19 protein-coding genes and 2 tRNA genes are annotated in these 18166 nt (G+C 66.7%); 14 read left to right on the forward strand and 7 right to left on the reverse strand.

The window, feature by feature from the left end; all coding sequences use genetic code 11:
* Window positions 1–40: 40 nt before the first annotated feature.
* The gene (gene coaBC, locus AC3WG5_RS16900; RefSeq protein WP_492569743.1) at window positions 41–1222 is read right to left on the reverse strand and encodes a bifunctional phosphopantothenoylcysteine decarboxylase/phosphopantothenate--cysteine ligase CoaBC; all 1182 of its coding nucleotides are present in this window, start codon (window positions 1220–1222) and stop codon (window positions 41–43) included.
* 152 nt (window positions 1223–1374) lie between these two features.
* Here coaBC and radC point away from each other — a divergent pair, with 152 nt between their 5' ends.
* The 9 genes from radC to AC3WG5_RS16945 all read left to right on the forward strand — a co-directional run bounded on the left by radC (window position 1375) and on the right by AC3WG5_RS16945 (window position 8470).
* The gene (radC, locus tag AC3WG5_RS16905; RefSeq protein ID WP_014088050.1) at window positions 1375–2049 is read left to right on the forward strand and encodes a RadC family protein; all 675 of its coding nucleotides are present in this window, start codon (window positions 1375–1377) and stop codon (window positions 2047–2049) included.
* A gap of 165 nt (window positions 2050–2214) precedes the next feature.
* Entirely contained in the window at window positions 2215–2466 is a 252-nt protein-coding gene (locus AC3WG5_RS16910) for a hypothetical protein (RefSeq protein ID WP_008955743.1), read from the forward strand.
* Between the two features lie 158 nt (window positions 2467–2624).
* Window positions 2625–3524, forward strand: coding sequence for a ribokinase (gene rbsK, locus AC3WG5_RS16915; RefSeq protein ID WP_492569745.1), 900 nt, complete (start codon window positions 2625–2627; stop codon window positions 3522–3524).
* Window positions 3525–3636: 112 nt separating this feature from the next.
* Window positions 3637–5028 (forward strand): sensor histidine kinase efflux regulator BaeS, encoded by a 1392-nt coding sequence (gene baeS, locus AC3WG5_RS16920; RefSeq protein ID WP_492569747.1) that lies wholly within the window; start codon window positions 3637–3639, stop codon window positions 5026–5028.
* 4 nt (window positions 5029–5032) lie between these two features.
* Window positions 5033–5719: a winged helix-turn-helix domain-containing protein gene (locus AC3WG5_RS16925; protein WP_492569748.1), complete on the forward strand. Its 687-nt coding sequence runs from the start codon at window positions 5033–5035 to the stop codon at window positions 5717–5719.
* A 265-nt stretch (window positions 5720–5984) separates the two neighbouring features.
* On the forward strand, window positions 5985–6641 hold the full coding sequence (locus AC3WG5_RS16930; RefSeq protein WP_492569749.1) for an EF-hand domain-containing protein: 657 nt from the start codon (window positions 5985–5987) through the stop codon (window positions 6639–6641).
* A gap of 81 nt (window positions 6642–6722) precedes the next feature.
* Entirely contained in the window at window positions 6723–7295 is a 573-nt protein-coding gene (locus tag AC3WG5_RS16935; protein ID WP_492569751.1) for a glycine zipper family protein, read from the forward strand.
* Between the two features lie 32 nt (window positions 7296–7327).
* Window positions 7328–7975, forward strand: a complete 648-nt coding sequence (locus AC3WG5_RS16940; RefSeq protein ID WP_492569753.1) for a DUF6515 family protein — start codon at window positions 7328–7330, stop codon at window positions 7973–7975.
* Between the two features lie 102 nt (window positions 7976–8077).
* Window positions 8078–8470 carry an oxidoreductase gene (locus AC3WG5_RS16945; RefSeq protein ID WP_492569755.1) on the forward strand — a complete coding sequence of 131 codons (393 nt, stop codon included), beginning with the start codon at window positions 8078–8080 and terminating at the stop codon, window positions 8468–8470.
* Between the two features lie 159 nt (window positions 8471–8629).
* Here the strand turns inward: AC3WG5_RS16945 and AC3WG5_RS16950 are convergent, their stop codons facing one another.
* The 4 genes from AC3WG5_RS16950 to AC3WG5_RS16965 all read right to left on the reverse strand — a co-directional run bounded on the left by AC3WG5_RS16950 (window position 8630) and on the right by AC3WG5_RS16965 (window position 13799).
* Window positions 8630–10198, reverse strand: coding sequence for an ArnT family glycosyltransferase (locus tag AC3WG5_RS16950; RefSeq protein WP_492569756.1), 1569 nt, complete (start codon window positions 10196–10198; stop codon window positions 8630–8632).
* Window positions 10199–10459: 261 nt separating this feature from the next.
* Window positions 10460–11068, reverse strand: coding sequence for a 3'-5' exonuclease (locus AC3WG5_RS16955; RefSeq protein WP_492569757.1), 609 nt, complete (start codon window positions 11066–11068; stop codon window positions 10460–10462).
* Entirely contained in the window at window positions 11068–12873 is a 1806-nt protein-coding gene (locus tag AC3WG5_RS16960; RefSeq protein WP_492569758.1) for a putative nucleotidyltransferase substrate binding domain-containing protein, read from the reverse strand. Before AC3WG5_RS16960 ends, AC3WG5_RS16955 begins: the two co-directional genes overlap by 1 nt.
* 131 nt (window positions 12874–13004) lie before the next feature.
* Entirely contained in the window at window positions 13005–13799 is a 795-nt protein-coding gene (locus AC3WG5_RS16965; RefSeq protein WP_482580622.1) for a class II glutamine amidotransferase, read from the reverse strand.
* A 238-nt stretch (window positions 13800–14037) separates the two neighbouring features.
* Here AC3WG5_RS16965 and AC3WG5_RS16970 point away from each other — a divergent pair, with 238 nt between their 5' ends.
* The 5 genes from AC3WG5_RS16970 (at window position 14038) to AC3WG5_RS16990 (ending at window position 17948) form a co-directional block, all read left to right on the forward strand.
* Window positions 14038–14625 carry an Ntn hydrolase family protein gene (locus tag AC3WG5_RS16970; protein ID WP_008955756.1) on the forward strand — a complete coding sequence of 196 codons (588 nt, stop codon included), beginning with the start codon at window positions 14038–14040 and terminating at the stop codon, window positions 14623–14625.
* A gap of 5 nt (window positions 14626–14630) precedes the next feature.
* Window positions 14631–15512, forward strand: a complete 882-nt coding sequence (gene hslO, locus AC3WG5_RS16975; protein WP_492569759.1) for an Hsp33 family molecular chaperone HslO — start codon at window positions 14631–14633, stop codon at window positions 15510–15512.
* 100 nt (window positions 15513–15612) lie between these two features.
* Window positions 15613–16320, forward strand: coding sequence for a GAF domain-containing protein (locus tag AC3WG5_RS16980; protein WP_492569760.1), 708 nt, complete (start codon window positions 15613–15615; stop codon window positions 16318–16320).
* A 154-nt stretch (window positions 16321–16474) separates the two neighbouring features.
* Window positions 16475–17101, forward strand: coding sequence for a GTP cyclohydrolase II (ribA, locus tag AC3WG5_RS16985; RefSeq protein WP_051002169.1), 627 nt, complete (start codon window positions 16475–16477; stop codon window positions 17099–17101).
* 166 nt (window positions 17102–17267) lie between these two features.
* Window positions 17268–17948, forward strand: a complete 681-nt coding sequence (locus AC3WG5_RS16990; protein ID WP_492569761.1) for a hypothetical protein — start codon at window positions 17268–17270, stop codon at window positions 17946–17948.
* 61 nt (window positions 17949–18009) lie between these two features.
* On the opposite strand, the gene AC3WG5_RS16995 is transcribed toward AC3WG5_RS16990, so the two are convergent.
* Window positions 18010–18085, reverse strand: a tRNA-Ala gene (locus AC3WG5_RS16995).
* A gap of 4 nt (window positions 18086–18089) precedes the next feature.
* Window positions 18090–18165: transfer RNA gene (locus AC3WG5_RS17000), tRNA-Glu, on the reverse strand.
* Window position 18166 lies beyond the last annotated feature (1 nt).

Consider the following 18166-nt stretch of genomic DNA (forward strand, 5'->3'; position numbering starts at 1 on the left):
GAAGCCGGGCTTCGGCCAACCTCTGAGTGGATCGGGCGGTTTAGCGCTGGGGTAGCAGTGTCGCCAGATGCGCGACGATGGCGTGGGCCACCTGCTCTTTGGGCAGGTCCGGCAGCGGGTGGGCGCCGGTGTCGTCGAGCAGCACCACTTCGTTGTGGTCGGCGCCCATGGCCAGTTGTGCCAGGTTGGCGACCAGCAGCGGCACCTTCTTGCGCCGGCGCTTGGTTTCGGCGAATTCCAGCAGGTTCTGGCTTTCCGCGGCGAAGCCGACGCAGAACGGCGCCGCCGGCAGGCCGGCCACGGTGGCGAGGATATCCGGGTTTTCTTCCAGTTCGATGACCGGTACGGCATCGCCCTTCTTCAGCTTGTGCTCCGACCGGTTCTTGACGCGGTAGTCGGCTACCGCCGCCACGGCGATGAAGACGTCGCTGCGGCCGACTTCCTGCAACACCGCCTGGTGCATCTCGGCGGCGCTGACCACATCGAGGCGGCGTACGCCGACCGGGCAGGGCAGGCCGGTCGGGCCGGAGACCAGCGTCACCTCGGCGCCGGCGTCGCGGCAGGCGCGTGCCAGGGCGTAGCCCATCTTGCCGGAGCTGACGTTGGTGATGCCGCGCACCGCGTCGATTGGCTCGAAGGTCGGGCCGGCGGTGAGCAGCACCTGCTTGCCGGCGAGGCGTTTCTCGACGAAGAAGCCTGCCACGCGTTCGGCGATTTCCTCCGGTTCCAGCATGCGGCCAAGGCCGACTTCGCCACAGGCCTGCTCGCCCGCGGCCGGGCCGAACACCGTCACGCCGTCGGCGACGAGCTGGGCGACGTTGCGCTGGTTGGGTGGGTTGTCCCACATCTGCTTGTTCATCGCCGGGGCGACGATCAGCGGGCAGGTGCGTGCCGCGGCCAGCGTCGAAATCAGCTCGTCGCAGGCGCCGTGCGCCAGCTTGAACAGGCAATCGGCGCTGGCTGGGGCGATCAGGAACACGTCGGCGCGGCGCGACAGCTCGATGTGCGCCATGGCGTTATCCGGGCGCGGATCCCACTGGCTGGTGTAGACCGCATGGCCGGACAGGGCCTGGAAGGTGGTCGGCGTGACAAAGCGGGTGGCGGCGTCGGTCATCACCACGTCGACGCGGTGTCCGGCCTTGACCAGGAGACGGGTCAGCTCGGCCGCCTTGTAGGCGGCGATGCCGCCGGTGACGCCCAGCAGTATCCGTTTGGCAGACATGGAAAGCCTTTGTGCAAGCTGAAAAGGTAAAAGTTTACCGGAAATTGCCGGCCTCGGTGGCGGCTCCGCTGTCGCCGCCGCGCTGGCTATGATTTTGGCATGAGGTTGGGTTTAATGGCGAAAACAAGCTATAGCACAATGAGGAGCCGATCATGTCGATCTGCGACTGGCCTGCCGCGGAGCGGCCCCGGGAAAAGCTGCTGGCACAGGGGGCGGGGCGTCTTTCCGACGCCGAATTGCTGGCTATTTTTCTGCGCACCGGTATCAAGGGGTTGTCGGCCGTCGACATGGCACGCCGGTTGATGACCGAATTCGGTTCGCTGTCGCGGCTCTTGTCGGCCAACCTGGCCGAGTTCGAGCGCCAGCCCGGCCTCGGCGTGGCCAAGTACACCCAGCTGATGGCGACCAAGGAACTGGTGCGACGGGCGCTGGCCGAAGAGATGAAGCTGGCCGATGCGCTGTCGAGCCCGCAGGCGGTGCGCGACTTTCTGCGGCTGAGCATCGGCCTGCGCGACGTCGAAGTGTTCGTGGTGATCTTCCTGACGGCACAAAACCGCGTTCTGGCGGTCGAAGAAGTATTTAGCGGCACCTTGAGCGAGACCCGGGTCTATCCGCGCGAGGTGGTGCGGCGGGCGCTGGCGCACAACGCGGCCGGCGTCATCGTGGCGCACAACCACCCTTCCGGCGTTGCCGAGCCGTCGTCGGCAGACCGGGCGCTGACCGATACCCTCAAGGCCGCGCTGCAACTGGTGGATGTCCGCTTGCTGGACCATTTCGTGATCACGGGAAGCCATGCCGAGTCGTTTGCCGAGCGTGGCTGGCTGTAGGGCGTATCTGCTGCTGCGGGGCTGCCGGCGTCGCGCAAAGAGCCCATCCTCATGCCGGTGACAGGTGATGCCCGGCCGTCGACAGTGCGGCCCGGCGCGAGTCGCCTCATTCAAATGTAACTGTCGAGCTTGGTTCTACATTCTTCGCATCACGAGGAGGTCGTCATGAACATCCTGCGCTTGCTGAATGAATCAGAGTACATCCAGGTGAACAACCAGTTCATCAAGCCCGACTACCAATACGCCTCGGAAGAGTTCGCCGACGACGAGGATATCGCGCTGGCGGCGAAGCTGGACGGTCAGGAGCTGATCCTGACCGTGGCTGAATTGGAAGAGGCGACCCCGCTGGCCGACGGTGGTTTCTGGCTGGAAGGGGTGGGCTACCTGCGCTTCCTGTCCCGTGAAAGCCTGCACTGAGTCCTCTCTCCCCGCCGCTCATGGGGGCGGCGGCGATCTTCGTACCGTGGCCGGCTCATGGTGAGCCGGGCACAGGCTGTGTCCCGGCGCCTTCTCCTCTGCGCTATCGTCAAACGTGAGCCCCCGGCGGTGTGGCCGGGGGCTCCTTGGGGAGAACCATGCCAAAGATCGTGGTGATCGGCAGCATCAATATGGACCTGGTCGTGCTGTGTCCTCGTTTTCCGGCGCCGGGCGAAACGCTCCTCGGCGAGCGTTTCTTCACCTGCCATGGCGGCAAGGGGGCCAACCAGGCGGTCGCCGCGCGCCGCCTCGGCGCCGAGGTCAGCTTCATCGGGCGTGTCGGCGACGACGGTTTCGGCCGTGAACTGGTGGCCGGGCTGCAGCAGGAGGGGGTGGACACGCGTCACGTGGCGGTGACGCCCGGTGTCGCCAGCGGCGTCGCCACCATCACCGTCAGCGGCGGGGAGAACGCCATCGTCGTCGTGCCCGGTGCCAACCATGCGCTGAGTCCGGACGATGTGCGCCAGGCCGAAGCCGAGATCGCTTCGGCCGACGTGCTGCTGACGCAACTGGAAATTCCTCTGGACGCCGTGGAAGAAGTTGCCTGCCTTGCCGAGCGGCATGGCGTGCCGCTGATCCTCAACCCGGCGCCGGCGCAGGCCCTGTCGGCCGAACTGCTGGCGAAGGTTGCCTACCTTACGCCCAATCAGCACGAACTGGCGCAGCTGCTCGGTGCGGAGGCCGCCGGGCTCGAGCGCCTGCCGGCACGGCTGGCAGGCAAGGTGGTGCTGACGCGAGGCGGGGAGGGGGCCGATTATATCGATGCGGCGGGTGTGCTTCACCACCAGCCCGGGCGCGCCGTGCCGGTCATCGACAGCACCGGGGCCGGCGATACCTTCAACGCCGCGCTGGCGGTGTTTCTACCCTTGGGCATGGCGGCGGCGCTGGAGCGCGCCGTCGCGGCAGGGGCGCTGGCGGTGACGCAGCCGGGGGCGCGGGCCGGCATGCCGACGGTCGCACAGCTGGAGGCGTTCCTCGCCGGGGCCGGTCAACGGTGAAAAAAGTGTGAAACTTGCCGCTGGGGGGCGCGCGGCTCTTGCCGCCCCGGCCGGCTGTTTCCACAATGCTTCCATCCCGACCCTGGGGCGCCTCGCCCCGCCCACACGACTCATGAAGCTCGGCATCACCTCCAAACTGTTTTTTGCCATCCTGTTTTGTTGCGTGGTGGTCGCGATCGCCATCGGTGCCGCCAGCCGCCTGAGCTTCAAGCAGGGGTTTCTCGATTACGTCAGCCAGCGCGACGCCCAGCGCCTGGAAACGCTAAAGACCAGTCTGGTCGACGCCTACCGTGAAGAGGGCAGCTGGACCTTTCTGGTTGGCAACGAGCGGCTGTGGCGCCGGCTGGTGCGCACCGAGGTTCATCCCGAGGGGCCACGCGGCCGGCACGAACCGCTGCCGCACCCCGGCTTTCGCCTGCCCCTGCCGCCGCTGACGCTGCTGGATAGCGGCGGGCGCGTGGTGATCGGGGCACCCAGCTGGCCTCCCGATGCCACCCGCACCGCCCTGCAGCTGGACGGCCGCACCATCGGCTGGCTGGTGAGCGTGCCGGTCAGCCGCCTGACCAACGCCGCCGACCTGCGCTTCCAGGAAGGGCAGCTCAAGGCCGGCTGGTTGTTCGCGCTGCTGGGGGTGGTGCTGGCCGCCGTGGTGGCGATGCTGCTGGCGCGCGTCATGCTGGTGCCGGTGAAGCGCCTGGCGGCGGCGTTGCACCAGTTGGCGACCGGCGACTACAGCACGCGGGTTGTGGCCAGCTCGCGCGACGAGCTAGGCCAGCTGGCGGGAGATTTCAACCGCCTGGCGCGGGTGCTGGAAAACAACGAGCAGATGCGCCGCCACTTCATGGCGGATATCTCGCACGAGTTGCGTACCCCGCTGGCGGTGCTGCGCGGGGAGCTGGAGGCGATGGAGGACGGCGTGCGCACGCCGACGCCGGAGGCGCTCAAGTCGCTGCAGGCCGAGGTCTCCACCTTGAGCAAGCTGGTGGATGACCTGTACGAGCTGTCGCTGGCCGATGTCGGGGCGCTGAGCTACCACATGGAGGTGTTCGATCCGGCGGACGTCCTGCAGCAGGCGCTGAACGCCTTCGGCGAGCGCCTGCAGGGCCGCTCCATCCTCCTCGAGACACGCCTCCCGCCAGGGGGCGGCTGGACTATCGAGGCCGACCCGCAGCGCCTGCTGCAGCTGTTCAACAACCTGCTGGAAAACGTGGTGCGCTATACCGATCCCGGCGGGCGGCTGCGGGTGAGCGTCAACCGAGATGGCGAGTGCCTGCGCATCGATTTCCAGGATTCGGAACCGGCGGTGCCGGCCGAGGCCTTGCCACGGCTGTTCGAGCGGCTGTACCGGGTGGAGGGCTCGCGCAACCGCGCCAGCGGCGGCGCTGGCCTCGGCCTGGCACTGTGCCGCAGCATCGTCGAGGCGCATGGCGGCACGATCGAGGCCCGCCCGTCGCCACTGGGCGGGCTGTGGATTTCCCTGACTTTCCCCTTACGGATGCGTTGAGAGCATGAACCCGTCTCCCAAGTCAGCCTACGTCCTCGTGGTCGAGGACGAACCCAAACTGTCGCGCCTGCTGGCGGATTACCTCGTGGCAGCCGGTTTCGAGACCGCCTGTCTGGCGGACGGCCTGGCCGTGGTGCCCGAGGTGCGGCGCCGTCTGCCGGACCTTATCCTGCTCGACCTGATGCTGCCCGGCCGCGACGGCCTCGACATCTGCCGCGAGTTGCGCGCCTTCAGCGACGTGCCGATCGTCATGGTCACCGCCCGGGTCGAGGAGATCGATCGTCTGCTCGGCCTGGAGCTGGGCGCCGACGACTACATCTGCAAGCCCTACAGCCCGCGCGAAGTGGTGGCGCGGGTCAAGGCCATCCTGCGCCGCAGCCAGCGCCATGGCGCGCTGCCGGCCGATGCCGGGCTGACGATCGACGAGGAGGGCTACCAGGCCTCGTGGCAGGGGCGACGGCTGGAGCTGACCCCGGCCGAATTCCGCCTGCTGCGCACGCTGGCCTCCATGCCGGGGCGGGTGTTCTCGCGCGACCAGCTGCTGGATCACCTCTACGCTGATCATCGCGTGGTGACCGACCGCACCGTCGACAGCCACATCAAGAACCTGCGCCGCAAGCTGGAGCAGGCGGCACCGCAGCAGGAGCTGATCCGCTCGGTGTACGGCGTCGGCTACAAGCTGGAATTGTGAACACGCCCTAAGAACCTGTTCACGATCTTGCTGCGCATCCCTGATCGGGGCTCATGTGCTGCTCGAAATCCTCATGTACTCCAGTACATTCCGGTTCCTGCGCTGCTCTTCACCCCGCTGAGGGCTGCTCGCGACAGATCGTGAACAGGTTCTAACACTTGCTTCACCGTTTCTCCACGCTTTCTCTCCAGTTCCCTGACATTTCCGGCTTACGCTTTCTTCATCGGATGGTGGCGAGGCCATCTATATTCACAGGGAGATTGCAATGAAACGGAAAGTCGTACTGACACTGATTCTGGCCGTGGTGAGCGCTTCGGCATTGGCCGCGGCCAATGGCGTCGCCCCCAAAGAGGGGCCGATGGACGGGCCGGCGGCGCGCTTCGCGCAAGCCGACAAGAACGGCGACGGCCAGCTCAGCCGTGACGAGGTGCAGGCGGCGTGGCCCCGTCTGGCGGCCGATTTCGACAAGGCCGATACCAATCACGATGGCCAGCTGAGCCGGGACGAGCTACATCGCTTCATGCACGAACGCTTCGCGCAGCGGCACCACGGCCGCCGCCATTTCCAGCAGTGTTTCGCTCTGGCCGACAAGAACGGTGACGGCCAGCTGAGCCTGGAAGAGGCCCGGGTCGGCATGCCGAGGTTGGCCGAAGACTTTGCCAAGCTGGATCTCAACCACGATGGCCAGCTCAGCCGCGACGAACTGCGCCAGGCGATGCGCGAGCATTTCCGGCAGGGCCCGGGGCGCGATCACGAGCATGCGCCCTTCTTCGCCAAGCTAGATAGCAACGGCGACGGCAAGCTGAGCCTGGACGAGGTCAAGGCGGCGTTCGAACGCGCCGACACCAACAAGGACGGTTTCCTGAGCAAGGACGAGTTGCGTGCCGCCGCTGGACCGCGTCCGGAGGACTGCGGCCGCTGAGCGTGGTTTGCGCCCGGCGCGGCAGCGGCCGTGCCGTGTCCTGTCGGTCCTGGCGTGGCCGCTGGGGAAAAGGAGTTCACCATGTCGAATGTTGTCCCGTATCGGGTCGGCGCCGTGGCGACGCTGTTGGCATTGAGCCTGACCGGCTGCGTGGTGGCGCCTGCGCGCCCCTACAGCATGCCCCGTAGCGCACCCGAGGCGGTCGCGCCGCCGCCAAGGGAGGTGGTGTTCTATCCGCGTGCTGGCCAGAGCGAAGGGCAGCAGGATCGCGACCGCTACGAATGCCACCAGTGGGCCGTGCGGCAGAGCGGCTTCGATCCGAGCCTGCCGCAGGCGGTGGGTTCCCCTTCGGTACGGGTGGTGCCGGCCGGGGCTCCCGGCCAGGATACCGCGGCGCTGGCGGTGACCGGCGCCTTGGTGGGCGCCGCGGTGGCCAGACCGCATAGGGGCGCCGAGGGCGCGCTGGTGGGGGCAACGATCGGCGCCGTGGCCGGCGCGATGTCCGACACCGCACGGGCGGAACAGGCGCAGCGCATGGAACAGGCCTACGCCGCCCAGGAGCAACGCCAGCAGGCCATGCTGGAGCAACAGGCCGATGCCTATCGGCGTGCCATCTCGGCCTGCCTGGAAGCGCGTGGCTATACCGTGCGCTAGGACAACGCCCGACTGATCGCGGAGTCGCCATCATGAAATTCGTCCATCTCGCCCCCGTCCCGGCCTCCCTTCTGCTTGGCCTGCTGCTGGCCGTCCCGCCCGCGCTGGCCGCTCCTTTGCAGTGGGAAGGCGCGGTGGTGACGGTGGCCCGCCCGGCATTTCCGGCACGGGGAGCCTTCGTCGGTTCGCTGCCGGGCGGCGGGCATGCCGTCGTGCACGGCGGGGTGCGCTATCACTATTACGACGGTTTCTGGTACCGCCCGCGCGGGCGCGGCTACGTGGTCGTGTCGCCGCCGCGCGGCGTGTGGGTGCCGGTGCTGCCGCTGCTCTACACCACGCTGCTGATCGGTGGCGTCACCTACTACCTCGCCAACGACGTGTACTACGTGCAGCGCAGCGATGGCTACGTCGTGGTGGACCCGCCGCTCGGGCAGGGCTCGCCCGGCTCGTCGTCCGCACGCGATAGCACCGATCTGTTCATCTATCCGAATCGCGGCCAGGACGAACAGCAGCAGGCGCGAGACCGCTACGAATGCCACCGCTGGGCGCGTGGCCAGACCGGCTACGACCCGACCTTGCCCGAGGGCGGTGTCGCTGCGCGCGACGCGTTCGCGCTGCGTGATCAATACCGGCGGGCCATGGGGGCTTGCCTGGAAGGCCGCCACTACACCGTGCGCTGACCTAAGCGGGGCGTCCCGAGCGCAGAGTGGGCAGGGATTGATGTGGCTCAAGAAAGAGGGAAGCGGATTGTTGCTACAGTAGCGGCCATGCATGATTTGGGCATGACCACGGAGGGGCAAGTGAAGAAAATCACGCTAGGAGTGATCGGCGCCGGTGAAACCGGTACGCCGTTGTTGCAGCAGTTGCTGAGCGCGCCCTTTGTCGAAGTGGTGGGCGTGGCCGACCTCAATCTGGAGCTGCCCGGCATCGATCTGGCGCGCCAGCACGGGGTGCCGGTTACTCGCAATTTCATCGAGATCGCCGAGCAGGGCAACCGCGTCGACATCATCATCGACATGACCGGCTCGCGCAAAGTCCGCGACGACCTGCGGCGCTTCATGCAGTTTTCCGGCAACCAGCACACGGTCATCGTGCACGAACGGGTCGCCTTGCTGATGCTGTCGCTGTGCGCCGGAAAGTATGTGGAGACCCGCCACGGCGAGCAGGCTTACTGAGCACGCCGATACCAGCATTACAGAAACGAGAGCTTGACCGGGAGATCGGACGATCCCCGGTCTTTTTTTACGCCGGTGCCCCCGAGCGTGGGGCGCTGCCGTGCGTGGATGCCTGGCCACACGCACCTCTCCTTGCTACCGGCGTAGCCCTTGGAGGCATCATCCCTGGCAGGCCGGGGCGGGCGGGACGAAGCCTGCCGGCAAAGACCACACCGTGATGTCGCCGTCGCGCGCGAACGCCGGCTGGCCCGCCAGGAACGGGAATGCCGCGGCGGCGGCGGGCGAGCCCCACACCCAGACCGCGTGGGGGCGTGGCCGGCACAGGCTGGCGCGCCATTGTGCCGGGGTCAGCAGCACCTGCTGCTGGGCCAGCGGAGCGAATCGGCCGGCATCGAACAGTTCCTTGCGCCAGTTGTCGTGCCGGGGAAGCTCCGGATCGGTCCAATTGCTGACGATCACGGCGGGACGCTGCATGGGCAGATAGAACGCCAGGTCGAACTGGAATTTGTCCAGCATCACGACCTCGTCTGCCGGTTGGAAGGCGGCGGCCATCCGGCCCGCCAGCGGCTTGGCCGAACCGCCCTCGTGGCGGGACACGGCGACCACGGCCCCGACGCACACAATCATGGCGATCACGGTGCTGACGACGAAGGAACGGCGGGCCTTCTTGCCATCGCCTTGCTGCATCCACTCGGTAAACGGCTCGGCGATCAGGAAGGCAAACGGCGGCAGCAGCGGAAAGATATAGCCGACCAGCTTGGAGCTGGGCAGCGAGAAAAATACCAGGATCACCAGCAACCACACCCCCATCAGGCGGCGCAAGTCACCCTGCACCGGGCCGCTCCAGTAGCTCCGCTTGAGGGCGCGCCAGCACCACGGCGACCACGGCGCGCACAGCAGCAGCACCACCGGCACGTAGAACCAGAGCGGCTTCGGGTTGTTGAAGCCGCTTTCGGCAAAGCGTTTGAAATGGTGGTAAACGATAAAGTAGTCGAAAAACCCGCTGAACTTCTGCTGCATCGACCAGAACCAGGGCAGGCCGAGGGCGAGGAACAGCAGCAGCGCGGGTAACCAGAGTAGGTGGCGTACCGAGGCAAAGCGGCCGCGCGCCAGCAGCCAGCCCAGCAGCACCGCGCCGGGAAGAACCATGCCGATCAGGCCCTTGGCGAGCACACCCAGCGCCGCCGTGGCGTAGGCGGCGGCGAGCATGGTCCGGTAGGGCTGGCCCTGTTCTGCGCGCAGCACGGCTTCGGCGGCGGCAAGGATGGTGAGCCCGATCAGGCTGGCCACCAGCATGTCGAGGTTGGCGAACTGGGCACCGGCAAAGAAGAAAGGCTGGGTCGTCAGCACGATCGCGGTGGCCGTGGCCACGCTGGAGCCGCGGTGGCGGCGCACGAACAGCCACAGGGCGAGGACCACCAGGGCCGCGGCGGAGACCGACGCGAGCCGTGCGCTCCATTCATGCAGCCCGAACAGCTTCAGGCTGAAGGCGGTCAGCCAGTAGAACAGCGGGGGTTTGTGAAAGTAGGGCAGTCCGTCCAGCAGCGGCACCGACAGGTTGTGGGCACGCAGCATTTCCCAGGCGACGCCGACGTAGCGCCCCTCATCCGGCAAGGTCAGCGGACGGAGTCCAATCGAGAAGCCGAGCCACAGCACGACGCCCAGCAGCAGGGCGGTGAAGGTGGCGCCACTCAAGCGCTGCGCCAGCCAGTTGTCTGTCTTTTCCATCCAAATCATTCCAAGGTCTAGGGGGGGAGGGCTTGGGTGGCAGTGCGAGACAAACAGGAGGTCATGTTCGCAGTCGCCGGCATGGTGCCGGCTAGCTATTTTACGGTGATAGCTGATGGCAATCTTAAGCTGGCCAAATGGCCGGGGCGGGGGGGGGGGGGGGGGGGGGGGGGGCGCCCGTGGGGGCGCCACACCAGGGGGGCGATTTACCGGGCCGAGCGCGTCGCCGCATGGGGTCATGCGGTGCGGGCGGCCCCCGACTCAACCGAAGCCGCGACGCTTGAGCGCGAGGTAGAGCATGGCCGCGGTGATGGCCTTGTTGAGCGCGTCGTGGCGCGGCAGCGCGGGAACGCCCAGGTCGTCGATCAGGGCGGCCAGGCGCAGGTCGACGCGGCTGTTCGGCTGCTGTCTGAGCTTGTAGTCGTAGTAACGTCCGGAAATCTCGATCTGGCGGTTGGGCAGGCCGATGCCCAGCAGCGGGCGCAGGTATTTGTCGAGCACGGCGATGTCGAATTCGAGGTAATACCCCAGCACCGGCCGCCCGCCGATGAAATCGAGCAAGCAGCGCACCGCCGCCTCCGCGTCCAGCCCGTCGGACAGATCGCGCGGGCGCAGGCCGTGCAGGCCGACGCCCTCCCGCGTCAGCGGTCGGCCGGGTTTCACCAGCAGGTCGAGCGCCTCGCTCGTCACGATGCGGTTGCCGCTCAGCCGTACCGCGCCGATCGTGAGCAGCTCGGCCTCGGCGACGTCGAGGCTGGTCGTGTTGCAGGCGAGGCTGATCACGTCGTCCGACGTTTCCTCGAACAGTCGGCGGTAGGCCGGGTCTTTCAGTTGCCGGGCGGCAAGCCGGCGCTGCCAGCGCATCAGCATCACAGGCTGCCCAGCCGGAAGTGGTGGCGCAGCATGGTCTTGAAGCGCTTGACCACGCCCAGCGCGTCCTTCAGCAGATCGCGCTCCATTGTCGACAGGCGGGCCGGGCTGATCAGGTTGCCGCTGGGCCGGCCTTCGGCCAACGCTGCGAGTCCCTGGCCCAGGCGCAGCTGCAACAGGAAGGACAGCGCCTCGGCCACGTCGCCGGCCAGCTCCTTGTCGAGGCGGCCGCTTTCCGAGAGCAGTGCCAGCCGCTCGAAGGTGTTGCGTTCCTTCAGGCCGTACTGCAGGGCCAGCGCGCGCACGCCGTGCACGACCGGGAAGATGCCGCCCTTTTTCAGGTCGAGCATGGCCTGGCCGTCCTGCTGCCGGGTCAGCAATTGCGCGAACAACCCGAGCGGGGTGTCGAACTGCTCGATGGCGCGCGCGAAGCGGTGATAGAAACTGTCGTCGTCGCGCAGCAGCTGTTGCAGGTAATCCTGGCTGCGCTCCAGCAGCGCCGCGTCGCCGGCCACGGCCTCGGCGTCGACGAAAATGGCCAGGTTGAGCTGGGCGTCGCGATCCGGCAGGTAAACCCAGTGGTAGAGGCGGTCACGCATGGCGCTCTCGGACAGGCGCCAATCCGGATTGTTGACCATGATGCGCCCAGGGCAGGGCGGGTAACCGAAGCGGGACAGAGCGTCGGAGAACGCCTGGCAGGTGCTGTCCAGCACCGGGCTGGTGTAGCCGTCGCGCAGGATCAGCGCGTTGTCCTGGTCGGTCTTGAGGATCTGTTCGCCGCGCCCCTCCGAACCCATCACCAGCAGGCAGCTGTTGGCAATCAGCTCGGCGGGCGCGAGCAGCTGCCAGCTGCGTTCGAACAGCCGGGCGTTCAGCGTCTGCACCAGCCGCCCCAACTGGACGGCCTTGACGCCGTGCCCGGTCAGGATTTCCACCAGCCGCGTGATCTGCGCCGCGATGTCGGCCAGCTCGTCGAGCGAGTCGGCCTGTTCCAGGCGCTGGGCGATCAGGTGCGAGTGGTTGGAGAAGTAGGACAGCAGGTCGACCTGCTCCAGGATGCCGACCGGGTTGCCGGACTCGGTCACCACCACGCGCTGGATGTTCTGCTGCGTCATGGTGAGCAGGGCGTTGAACAGGTAGTCGTCGAGCTCGCTGCAGATCAGGTCGAAGCGGCACAGCGTGCCGAGCGAGGTATCGGGCGGCGTGCCGTCGATGATCAGGTCGCGAAAGTCGCTGGTGGTGAAAATGCCAACGCGCCGGCCATGTCGCACCAGGATCGACTTGGCCTTGTGCTGCTTCATCAGCCGCGCGGCGTCCAGCACGCTGTCTTCGCCGTCGAGGAACAGCGGCTTCTTGGCGTAGACGTCGCGTACCCGTGCGGTGAGCAGCGTCTGCCATTCGCGGTTGCCACTGCGTTCGGCCAGCGCACCGAACTTCTGCGACACGCTGGCGTAGAAAAACGCGCCGAAGCGCGCGTTCTGTTCGGTCAGCGCCAACAGCGTGGCGCGCGGCAGGGCGTAGACCAGCGCTTCCTCGTGTACCACGAAACGGTGCGCGGTGTGCCCCGCCACCAGGGCGCGGGCGTCGAAGGCGTCGCGCTCGCGGTAGACCGCGATCACCTCGTCCCCGGCCATCTCGCGCACCAGGCCCTTGATCACCACGAACAGGGTGTCGACCGGCAGTCCCGGTGCCATGATCTGTTCGTCGTCGCCGTAGCACACGATGTCGGCGCTGGCTTCCAGCGTATCCCGTTCGGCAGCGCTGAGGCAGTCGAACGGCGGATGGGTGAAGTCGAAACGGCTCATGCGGGCTCCGCGATCCGGGCACGGGCTTCGGCCAACGTGCCACCCGGTTTGTCCATGCTTCGGGTAGGGCTATAGCGATAGCATAACGCCTTGCCGCCCTGCGGTGTTGGCGGCGTGGCGCCGCCGTCGCCTCAGCGCGTGGCAGCCGGCGGGGCGGTCGCCGTCAGCAACGGCGCGCCGTCGCGGAACAGCGTCAGCTGGCCCGGTACCAGCGCGGTCCAGTGCTCGTTGTCGGTCAGCGGCACGGTGGCAATGACCGCCACGCGGTCGCGCGGGGTGGTGACGGTGGAGAAGTCGACCGTCACGTCGTCGTCCACCAGGTGGGCGGTGGGAAACGGCGCCTGGCGCACGATGTAGTGCAGCTTGGTCGAGCAATGGGCGAACAGCAGCTCGCCGTTGCTCAGCATGAAGTTGAACACCCCCTTGGCGTGGAGCTCTTCGGCCAACCTGCTGACTTCCGCAAACAACTCCTCCACGCCCGGCGGCTGCGACCATTTCTGGCGTAGGGCTTCCAGGATGTAGCAGAAGGCGTGTTCCGAGTCGGTGCTGCCTACCGCGTTGTAATAGCGGCCAGGCGGCGGCGCAAAGTTCTCGAGGTTGCCGTTGTGGGCGAAAATCCAGTACTGGCCCCACATCTCGCGCATGAAGGGATGAGTATTGGCCAGGTTGACCACCCCCTGGGTGGCCTTGCGGATGTGGGCGATGACGTTTTCCGACTTGATCGGGTACTGGCGCACCAGCGCCGCCACCGGCGATTCGACCGAGGGCTTGTCGTCCAGGAACAGGCGGCAGCCCTTGCCCTCGAAGAAGGCGATGCCCCAGCCGTCGGCGTGATGGTCGGTCAGGCCGCCGCGACGGTGGAAGCCTTCGAAGGAAAAGATGATGTCGGTGGGGGTATTGCAGTTCATGCCCAAGAGCTGGCACATGGCGGTCGATCCGGTTGAGCGTTGAGGACGGCGCGTGACCCGACCCGCGCGGGGCGGTCCGGCCGAACAGGATTCATTGTTTCATGTTACTCCGCGCCGCGCCAGACGCGGCCGATGCCACCCTGGCCTCGCCGTTCCCGCGTGTTTTTCGGCTGGCGAGCGCCATCACGGCAGAGCGGCAGCCTTGCGTTTTGTGAGAAAATCCCCATCTGCCTTGTTTTCCGGAAAAGACGCGAACATGACGACGATCGTGGTGGTAAAAAAAGGCTCGCAGATTGCCATCGCGGCCGACAGTCAGACCACCTTCGGCGACGACCAGAAGCTGCTCGCCGGCTACGACCCGCATCACAACAAGATCTTCCGCCAGGGCGACAGCTACCTGGCGATCGCCGGTTCGGCGGCGCACGACCTGGTGTTGCAGAGCGTGCTCAAAGGCGTCCATAACAAGGACTTCAGCTCGCGCCAGGGGCTGTTCGACACCTTCCGCAAGTTGCATCCTAAACTCAAGGAGCAGTTCTACCTGCGCCCGGAAGAGGAAGAGGACGACCCCTACGAGTCGAGCCAGATGATGGTGGTGGTGGCCAACGTGCACGGCATTTTCGGCGTCTACCCGATGCGCGAGGTGTACGAATTCTCGCGCTTCTGGGCCATCGGCTCGGGGCGCAAGTTCGCCATGGGTGCCATGTACGTGGCCTACGAGCAGGATCTGAGCGCCGAGGAAATCGCCCGCATCGGCATCCAGGCCGGCTGCGAGTTCGACGTCAGCTCCTCGCTGCCGATGACTCTTTACACGATTGATACGGCTGCCCCGGCAGCCAAGGACTGAACAGCATGACCCAACACGACACCCTGCAACGCTTCCTGTTCGACGGCGCCCCGGTGCGCGGCGCGCTGGTGCGGCTCGACGGTGCCTGGCAACAGGTCCTGGCGCGGCGCCGCTACCCGCTGCCGGTGCGCGCCATGCTGGGCGAAATGATGGCGGCCGCGGTGCTGTTGGCCGCCAACCTCAAGTTCGACGGCACGCTGATCCTGCAGATCCACGGTGCCGGCCCGTTGCGCCTGGCCGTGGTCGAGTGCAACAACGACCGTACCGTGCGCGCCACCGCCAAATTCGACGAAGCGCTCGACGAGCGCCTGTCGCTCGCCGAGCTGCTGGGCGAGGGCGGCAAGTTCGTCATGACGCTGGAGCCGCGCGTCGACAAGGCGCAGACCTGGCAGGGCATCGTGGCGCTGGAGGGCGACAGCATCGGCCAGATGCTGGAGAACTACATGCGCCGCTCCGAGCAGCTCGACACCCGCCTGATCCTGGCCGCCAACGAATCCACCGCCGCCGGCCTGCTGTTGCAGCGCTTGCCGGAGGGACATGGCGATGCCGAAGGCTGGCCGCACGTGCTGACCTTGGCCGACACCCTGCAGCACGACGAACTGCTGGCCCTGTCCGCCGACGACATCCTGTTCCGTCTCTACCATCAGGAAGCCGTGCGCGTGTTCGACGCCGAACCGGTGTCGTTTGCCTGCACCTGCAGCCGCGAGCGCGTCGGCGGCATGCTCAAGATGCTGGGGGGGCAAGAAGTAGCCGATGTGGTGCTGGAGCAAGGCAGCGTCGAAATCGCCTGCGACTTCTGCAACCAGCACTATGTCTTCGATGAAGAGGACGTCAATGCCCTGTTCGAGTATGACGTGATGGCCGCCGTGCGCGAATCCCGCCACTAGCCGTTGCCGCCCCGGGTCACGCCCGGGGCTGTTGCTCCTGTTTACCGCTTTTGCCGTTTTGGGCGCCGGCCACGATGCCGGCGCCGTTCAAGGAATACCCATGATCCCTGCCCGCCGCCTGGCCGCCTATCTCAAGGAACAATCGCTGCCGCTCGATAAGGTGGAACTCCAGATCGCCGCCTTGACGCTGGGCGCCGTGCTCAGCGTCGACAAGCCCGCGCCGCGCACCGACCTGTTCCGCTACCCGGTGCCGCTGCTGAGCGACGATGGTGCCTGCTCGCTGGTCGATGAACTCGCCGCCGAGCCCTACGACCTGTCGCCGCTGTTCGGTGGTGAAAGCGCCGAAGCGCGCGGGGCGCTCAACGACCTACATGCGCTGGTCGATTCGACCAACAGCCGTGTCGGCGCCGACTGGCTCGGCATCTACCGCGCGATCGGCAGCAAGGAACAGGCCCGCCTCGTCAAGCTGGCCTACCGTGGCGCCCCCAGCCGGGCCGAATTCCCGCTGACCGAAGGCTTTGCCGCCGGCAGCAACAACAGCCGGGTCGGCCTGACCGGCTGGGGCGTGGTGATCGACGACGTCGCCGTCTGGCGCGACATGGGCGGCAGCTATTACGAGTGCGATCCCAAGGTGAAAAGCGAGGTCTGCCTGCCGGTGCTGGACGAGGAGGGCGTGGTGCTCGGCATCATCGACGCCGAGTCCGCCGAAGCCGGCTTCTTCACCGCCGAGCGCCAGGTTTGGCTCGCGGCGCTGGCGCTGGTGCTGGCCAGCCCGCTGGCCGGGCTGCCGCTCGTTGAAGAAAATTGATCGGATCGATTAAAACCTTTTACTTTCTCTTGTCGTATGGGCGGAGTAGCATCCGATCATCCCGGAGAAGATCCACCTGCCCGTTTCGGCGTGCAGGTTTTACCTGCCGTGCGGGCCGTTGGCCGAAGCGGCCGGTTTTTGATGTGGAGTGATGATGTCGATTGAAGCAAGCGCACCGCCACGGCTGGCGGCTGTCGCCCACGTGGCGAGTTGTCGTCTGCCCACGCCGTGGGGCGAGTTCACCATGCACGGCTTCGAGGAAGTGGCGGGTACCCGTGAACATGTCGCGCTGACCATGGGCGACATCGCCGACGGTGAGCCGGTGCTGGCGCGCCTGCACTCCGAGTGTCTGACCGGCGACGGCCTGTTCTCGCTGCGCTGCGACTGTGGTTTCCAGCTGCAAGCGGCGCTCGAGGCCATCGCCCGCGAAGGCCGCGGCGCGCTCTTGTACCTGCGCCAGGAAGGTCGCGGCATCGGCCTGATCAACAAGATCCGTGCCTACCGCCTGCAGGATGGTGGCGCAGACACCGTCGAGGCCAACGAACAGCTGGGCTTCCCGGCCGACATGCGCGACTTCGGCATCGCCCGCGACATGCTCGACGAACTGGGCATCGGCCGGGTGCGCTTGATGACCAACAACCCGCGCAAGCTGCAGACGCTGCGCGATGCCGGCATCGAGATCGTCGAGCGCGTGCCGCTGATGGTGGGCCGCAACCCCCACAACGACGGTTATCTGGATACCAAGGCCGCCAAGCTGGGGCATCTGTTCCACGGACTCTGAGCGACCCCGCCGAATAAAACAGGGCCGCGCCATCTTGGCGCGGCCCTGTTTTTTTGGCCGGGACGTCACGGTGGGCTATGGTTCATAAGGGAAAGGGGGAGAGGCTGACGGCGAACAAGCCGGGGTGGGGACTGTCCTACCGATAATGTGGAAGGGAGGGCGCGACATGAGGGTCACCCCGAAAATGAGCGTGCATTTCGATGTGCCGTACGGTGCGCGGGAGCAGGATGTCTACCTGCCGCCGCGTCCTGAAGGGCCGGGCATCGCCGCGCTGCCCGCCGAAGTGTTCAGCCAGACCGTCGCGGAGTACCGGCAGTGGGCACAGTACCTGGACGAGCTGGCGCAGCGGGCGCGCCAGGGGCAGGACGAGGAGGCGCGCGCGCTGGCGCGCGGCAAGCTCAAGTTTCTGCGTCGCCGGGTGGAGCTGTTGCGTGAAGAGGCTTTGCTGTCGGCCGTGCGCGATCGCCTGCCGTTGGTACAGGCGCTCTACCAGCTGACGGTGGAACTGGGGCAGGTGGTGATGGAGCTGACCGGGAGGATGGCTCCGGCGGTGGACGAATGGCCGCTGCCTTACCGGCTCTACAGCCGTGGCCGGCAGGCGGTTGCCGATGCCGCCCCGGCGCCGGTGCAGGATGAAGGCGCCTCGGCTCCGGTCAGGGAACGCCGTGCCGTGGCGCGCAAGCAAGGCAACCGGCTGGAGGAGGAAGAGCGCCAGGACGTGGCCTACGTGGTAGCCGGCGTGCGCTTCATTCATGCGCTGGTGCAGGGCTGGCACGTACTGGAACAGGCGGCCGGTATCGGCGACATCGAACACAGCTTGCAGATGAGTGAGCGGTTGGCGGCCTGAGCGGGCAGAAGCGGAAGGCGAAAAGCAAAAAACCGACGTCGATGACGTCGGTTTTTTGACTTGGTGGAGATAAGCGGGATCGAACCGCTGACCTCTTGCATGCCATGCAAGCGCTCTCCCAGCTGAGCTATACCCCCAAAATGGCGTCCCCACGGGGATTCGAACCCCGGTCGCCGCCGTGAAAGGGCAGTGTCCTAGGCCTCTAGACGATGGGGACA

It is taken from the genome of Pseudogulbenkiania sp. FW507-F1 (assembly GCF_058781125.1).

Excerpts from the sequence above, each read along its gene's own strand:
- coaBC (WP_492569743.1), bottom strand. The coding sequence starts at position 1,222 with ATGTCTGCCAAACGGATACTGCTGGGCGTCACCGGCGGCATCGCCGCC.
- radC (WP_014088050.1), top strand. The coding sequence starts at position 1,375 with ATGTCGATCTGCGACTGGCCTGCCGCGGAGCGGCCCCGGGAAAAGCTG.
- AC3WG5_RS16910 (WP_008955743.1), top strand. The coding sequence starts at position 2,215 with ATGAACATCCTGCGCTTGCTGAATGAATCAGAGTACATCCAGGTGAAC.
- rbsK (WP_492569745.1), top strand. The coding sequence starts at position 2,625 with ATGCCAAAGATCGTGGTGATCGGCAGCATCAATATGGACCTGGTCGTG.
- baeS (WP_492569747.1), top strand. The coding sequence starts at position 3,637 with ATGAAGCTCGGCATCACCTCCAAACTGTTTTTTGCCATCCTGTTTTGT.
- AC3WG5_RS16925 (WP_492569748.1), top strand. The coding sequence starts at position 5,033 with ATGAACCCGTCTCCCAAGTCAGCCTACGTCCTCGTGGTCGAGGACGAA.
- AC3WG5_RS16930 (WP_492569749.1), top strand. The coding sequence starts at position 5,985 with ATGAAACGGAAAGTCGTACTGACACTGATTCTGGCCGTGGTGAGCGCT.
- AC3WG5_RS16935 (WP_492569751.1), top strand. The coding sequence starts at position 6,723 with ATGTCGAATGTTGTCCCGTATCGGGTCGGCGCCGTGGCGACGCTGTTG.
- AC3WG5_RS16940 (WP_492569753.1), top strand. The coding sequence starts at position 7,328 with ATGAAATTCGTCCATCTCGCCCCCGTCCCGGCCTCCCTTCTGCTTGGC.
- AC3WG5_RS16945 (WP_492569755.1), top strand. The coding sequence starts at position 8,078 with ATGACCACGGAGGGGCAAGTGAAGAAAATCACGCTAGGAGTGATCGGC.
- AC3WG5_RS16950 (WP_492569756.1), bottom strand. The coding sequence starts at position 10,198 with ATGGAAAAGACAGACAACTGGCTGGCGCAGCGCTTGAGTGGCGCCACC.
- AC3WG5_RS16955 (WP_492569757.1), bottom strand. The coding sequence starts at position 11,068 with ATGCTGATGCGCTGGCAGCGCCGGCTTGCCGCCCGGCAACTGAAAGAC.
- AC3WG5_RS16960 (WP_492569758.1), bottom strand. The coding sequence starts at position 12,873 with ATGAGCCGTTTCGACTTCACCCATCCGCCGTTCGACTGCCTCAGCGCT.
- AC3WG5_RS16965 (WP_482580622.1), bottom strand. The coding sequence starts at position 13,799 with ATGTGCCAGCTCTTGGGCATGAACTGCAATACCCCCACCGACATCATC.
- AC3WG5_RS16970 (WP_008955756.1), top strand. The coding sequence starts at position 14,038 with ATGACGACGATCGTGGTGGTAAAAAAAGGCTCGCAGATTGCCATCGCG.
- hslO (WP_492569759.1), top strand. The coding sequence starts at position 14,631 with ATGACCCAACACGACACCCTGCAACGCTTCCTGTTCGACGGCGCCCCG.
- AC3WG5_RS16980 (WP_492569760.1), top strand. The coding sequence starts at position 15,613 with ATGATCCCTGCCCGCCGCCTGGCCGCCTATCTCAAGGAACAATCGCTG.
- ribA (WP_051002169.1), top strand. The coding sequence starts at position 16,475 with ATGTCGATTGAAGCAAGCGCACCGCCACGGCTGGCGGCTGTCGCCCAC.
- AC3WG5_RS16990 (WP_492569761.1), top strand. The coding sequence starts at position 17,268 with ATGAGGGTCACCCCGAAAATGAGCGTGCATTTCGATGTGCCGTACGGT.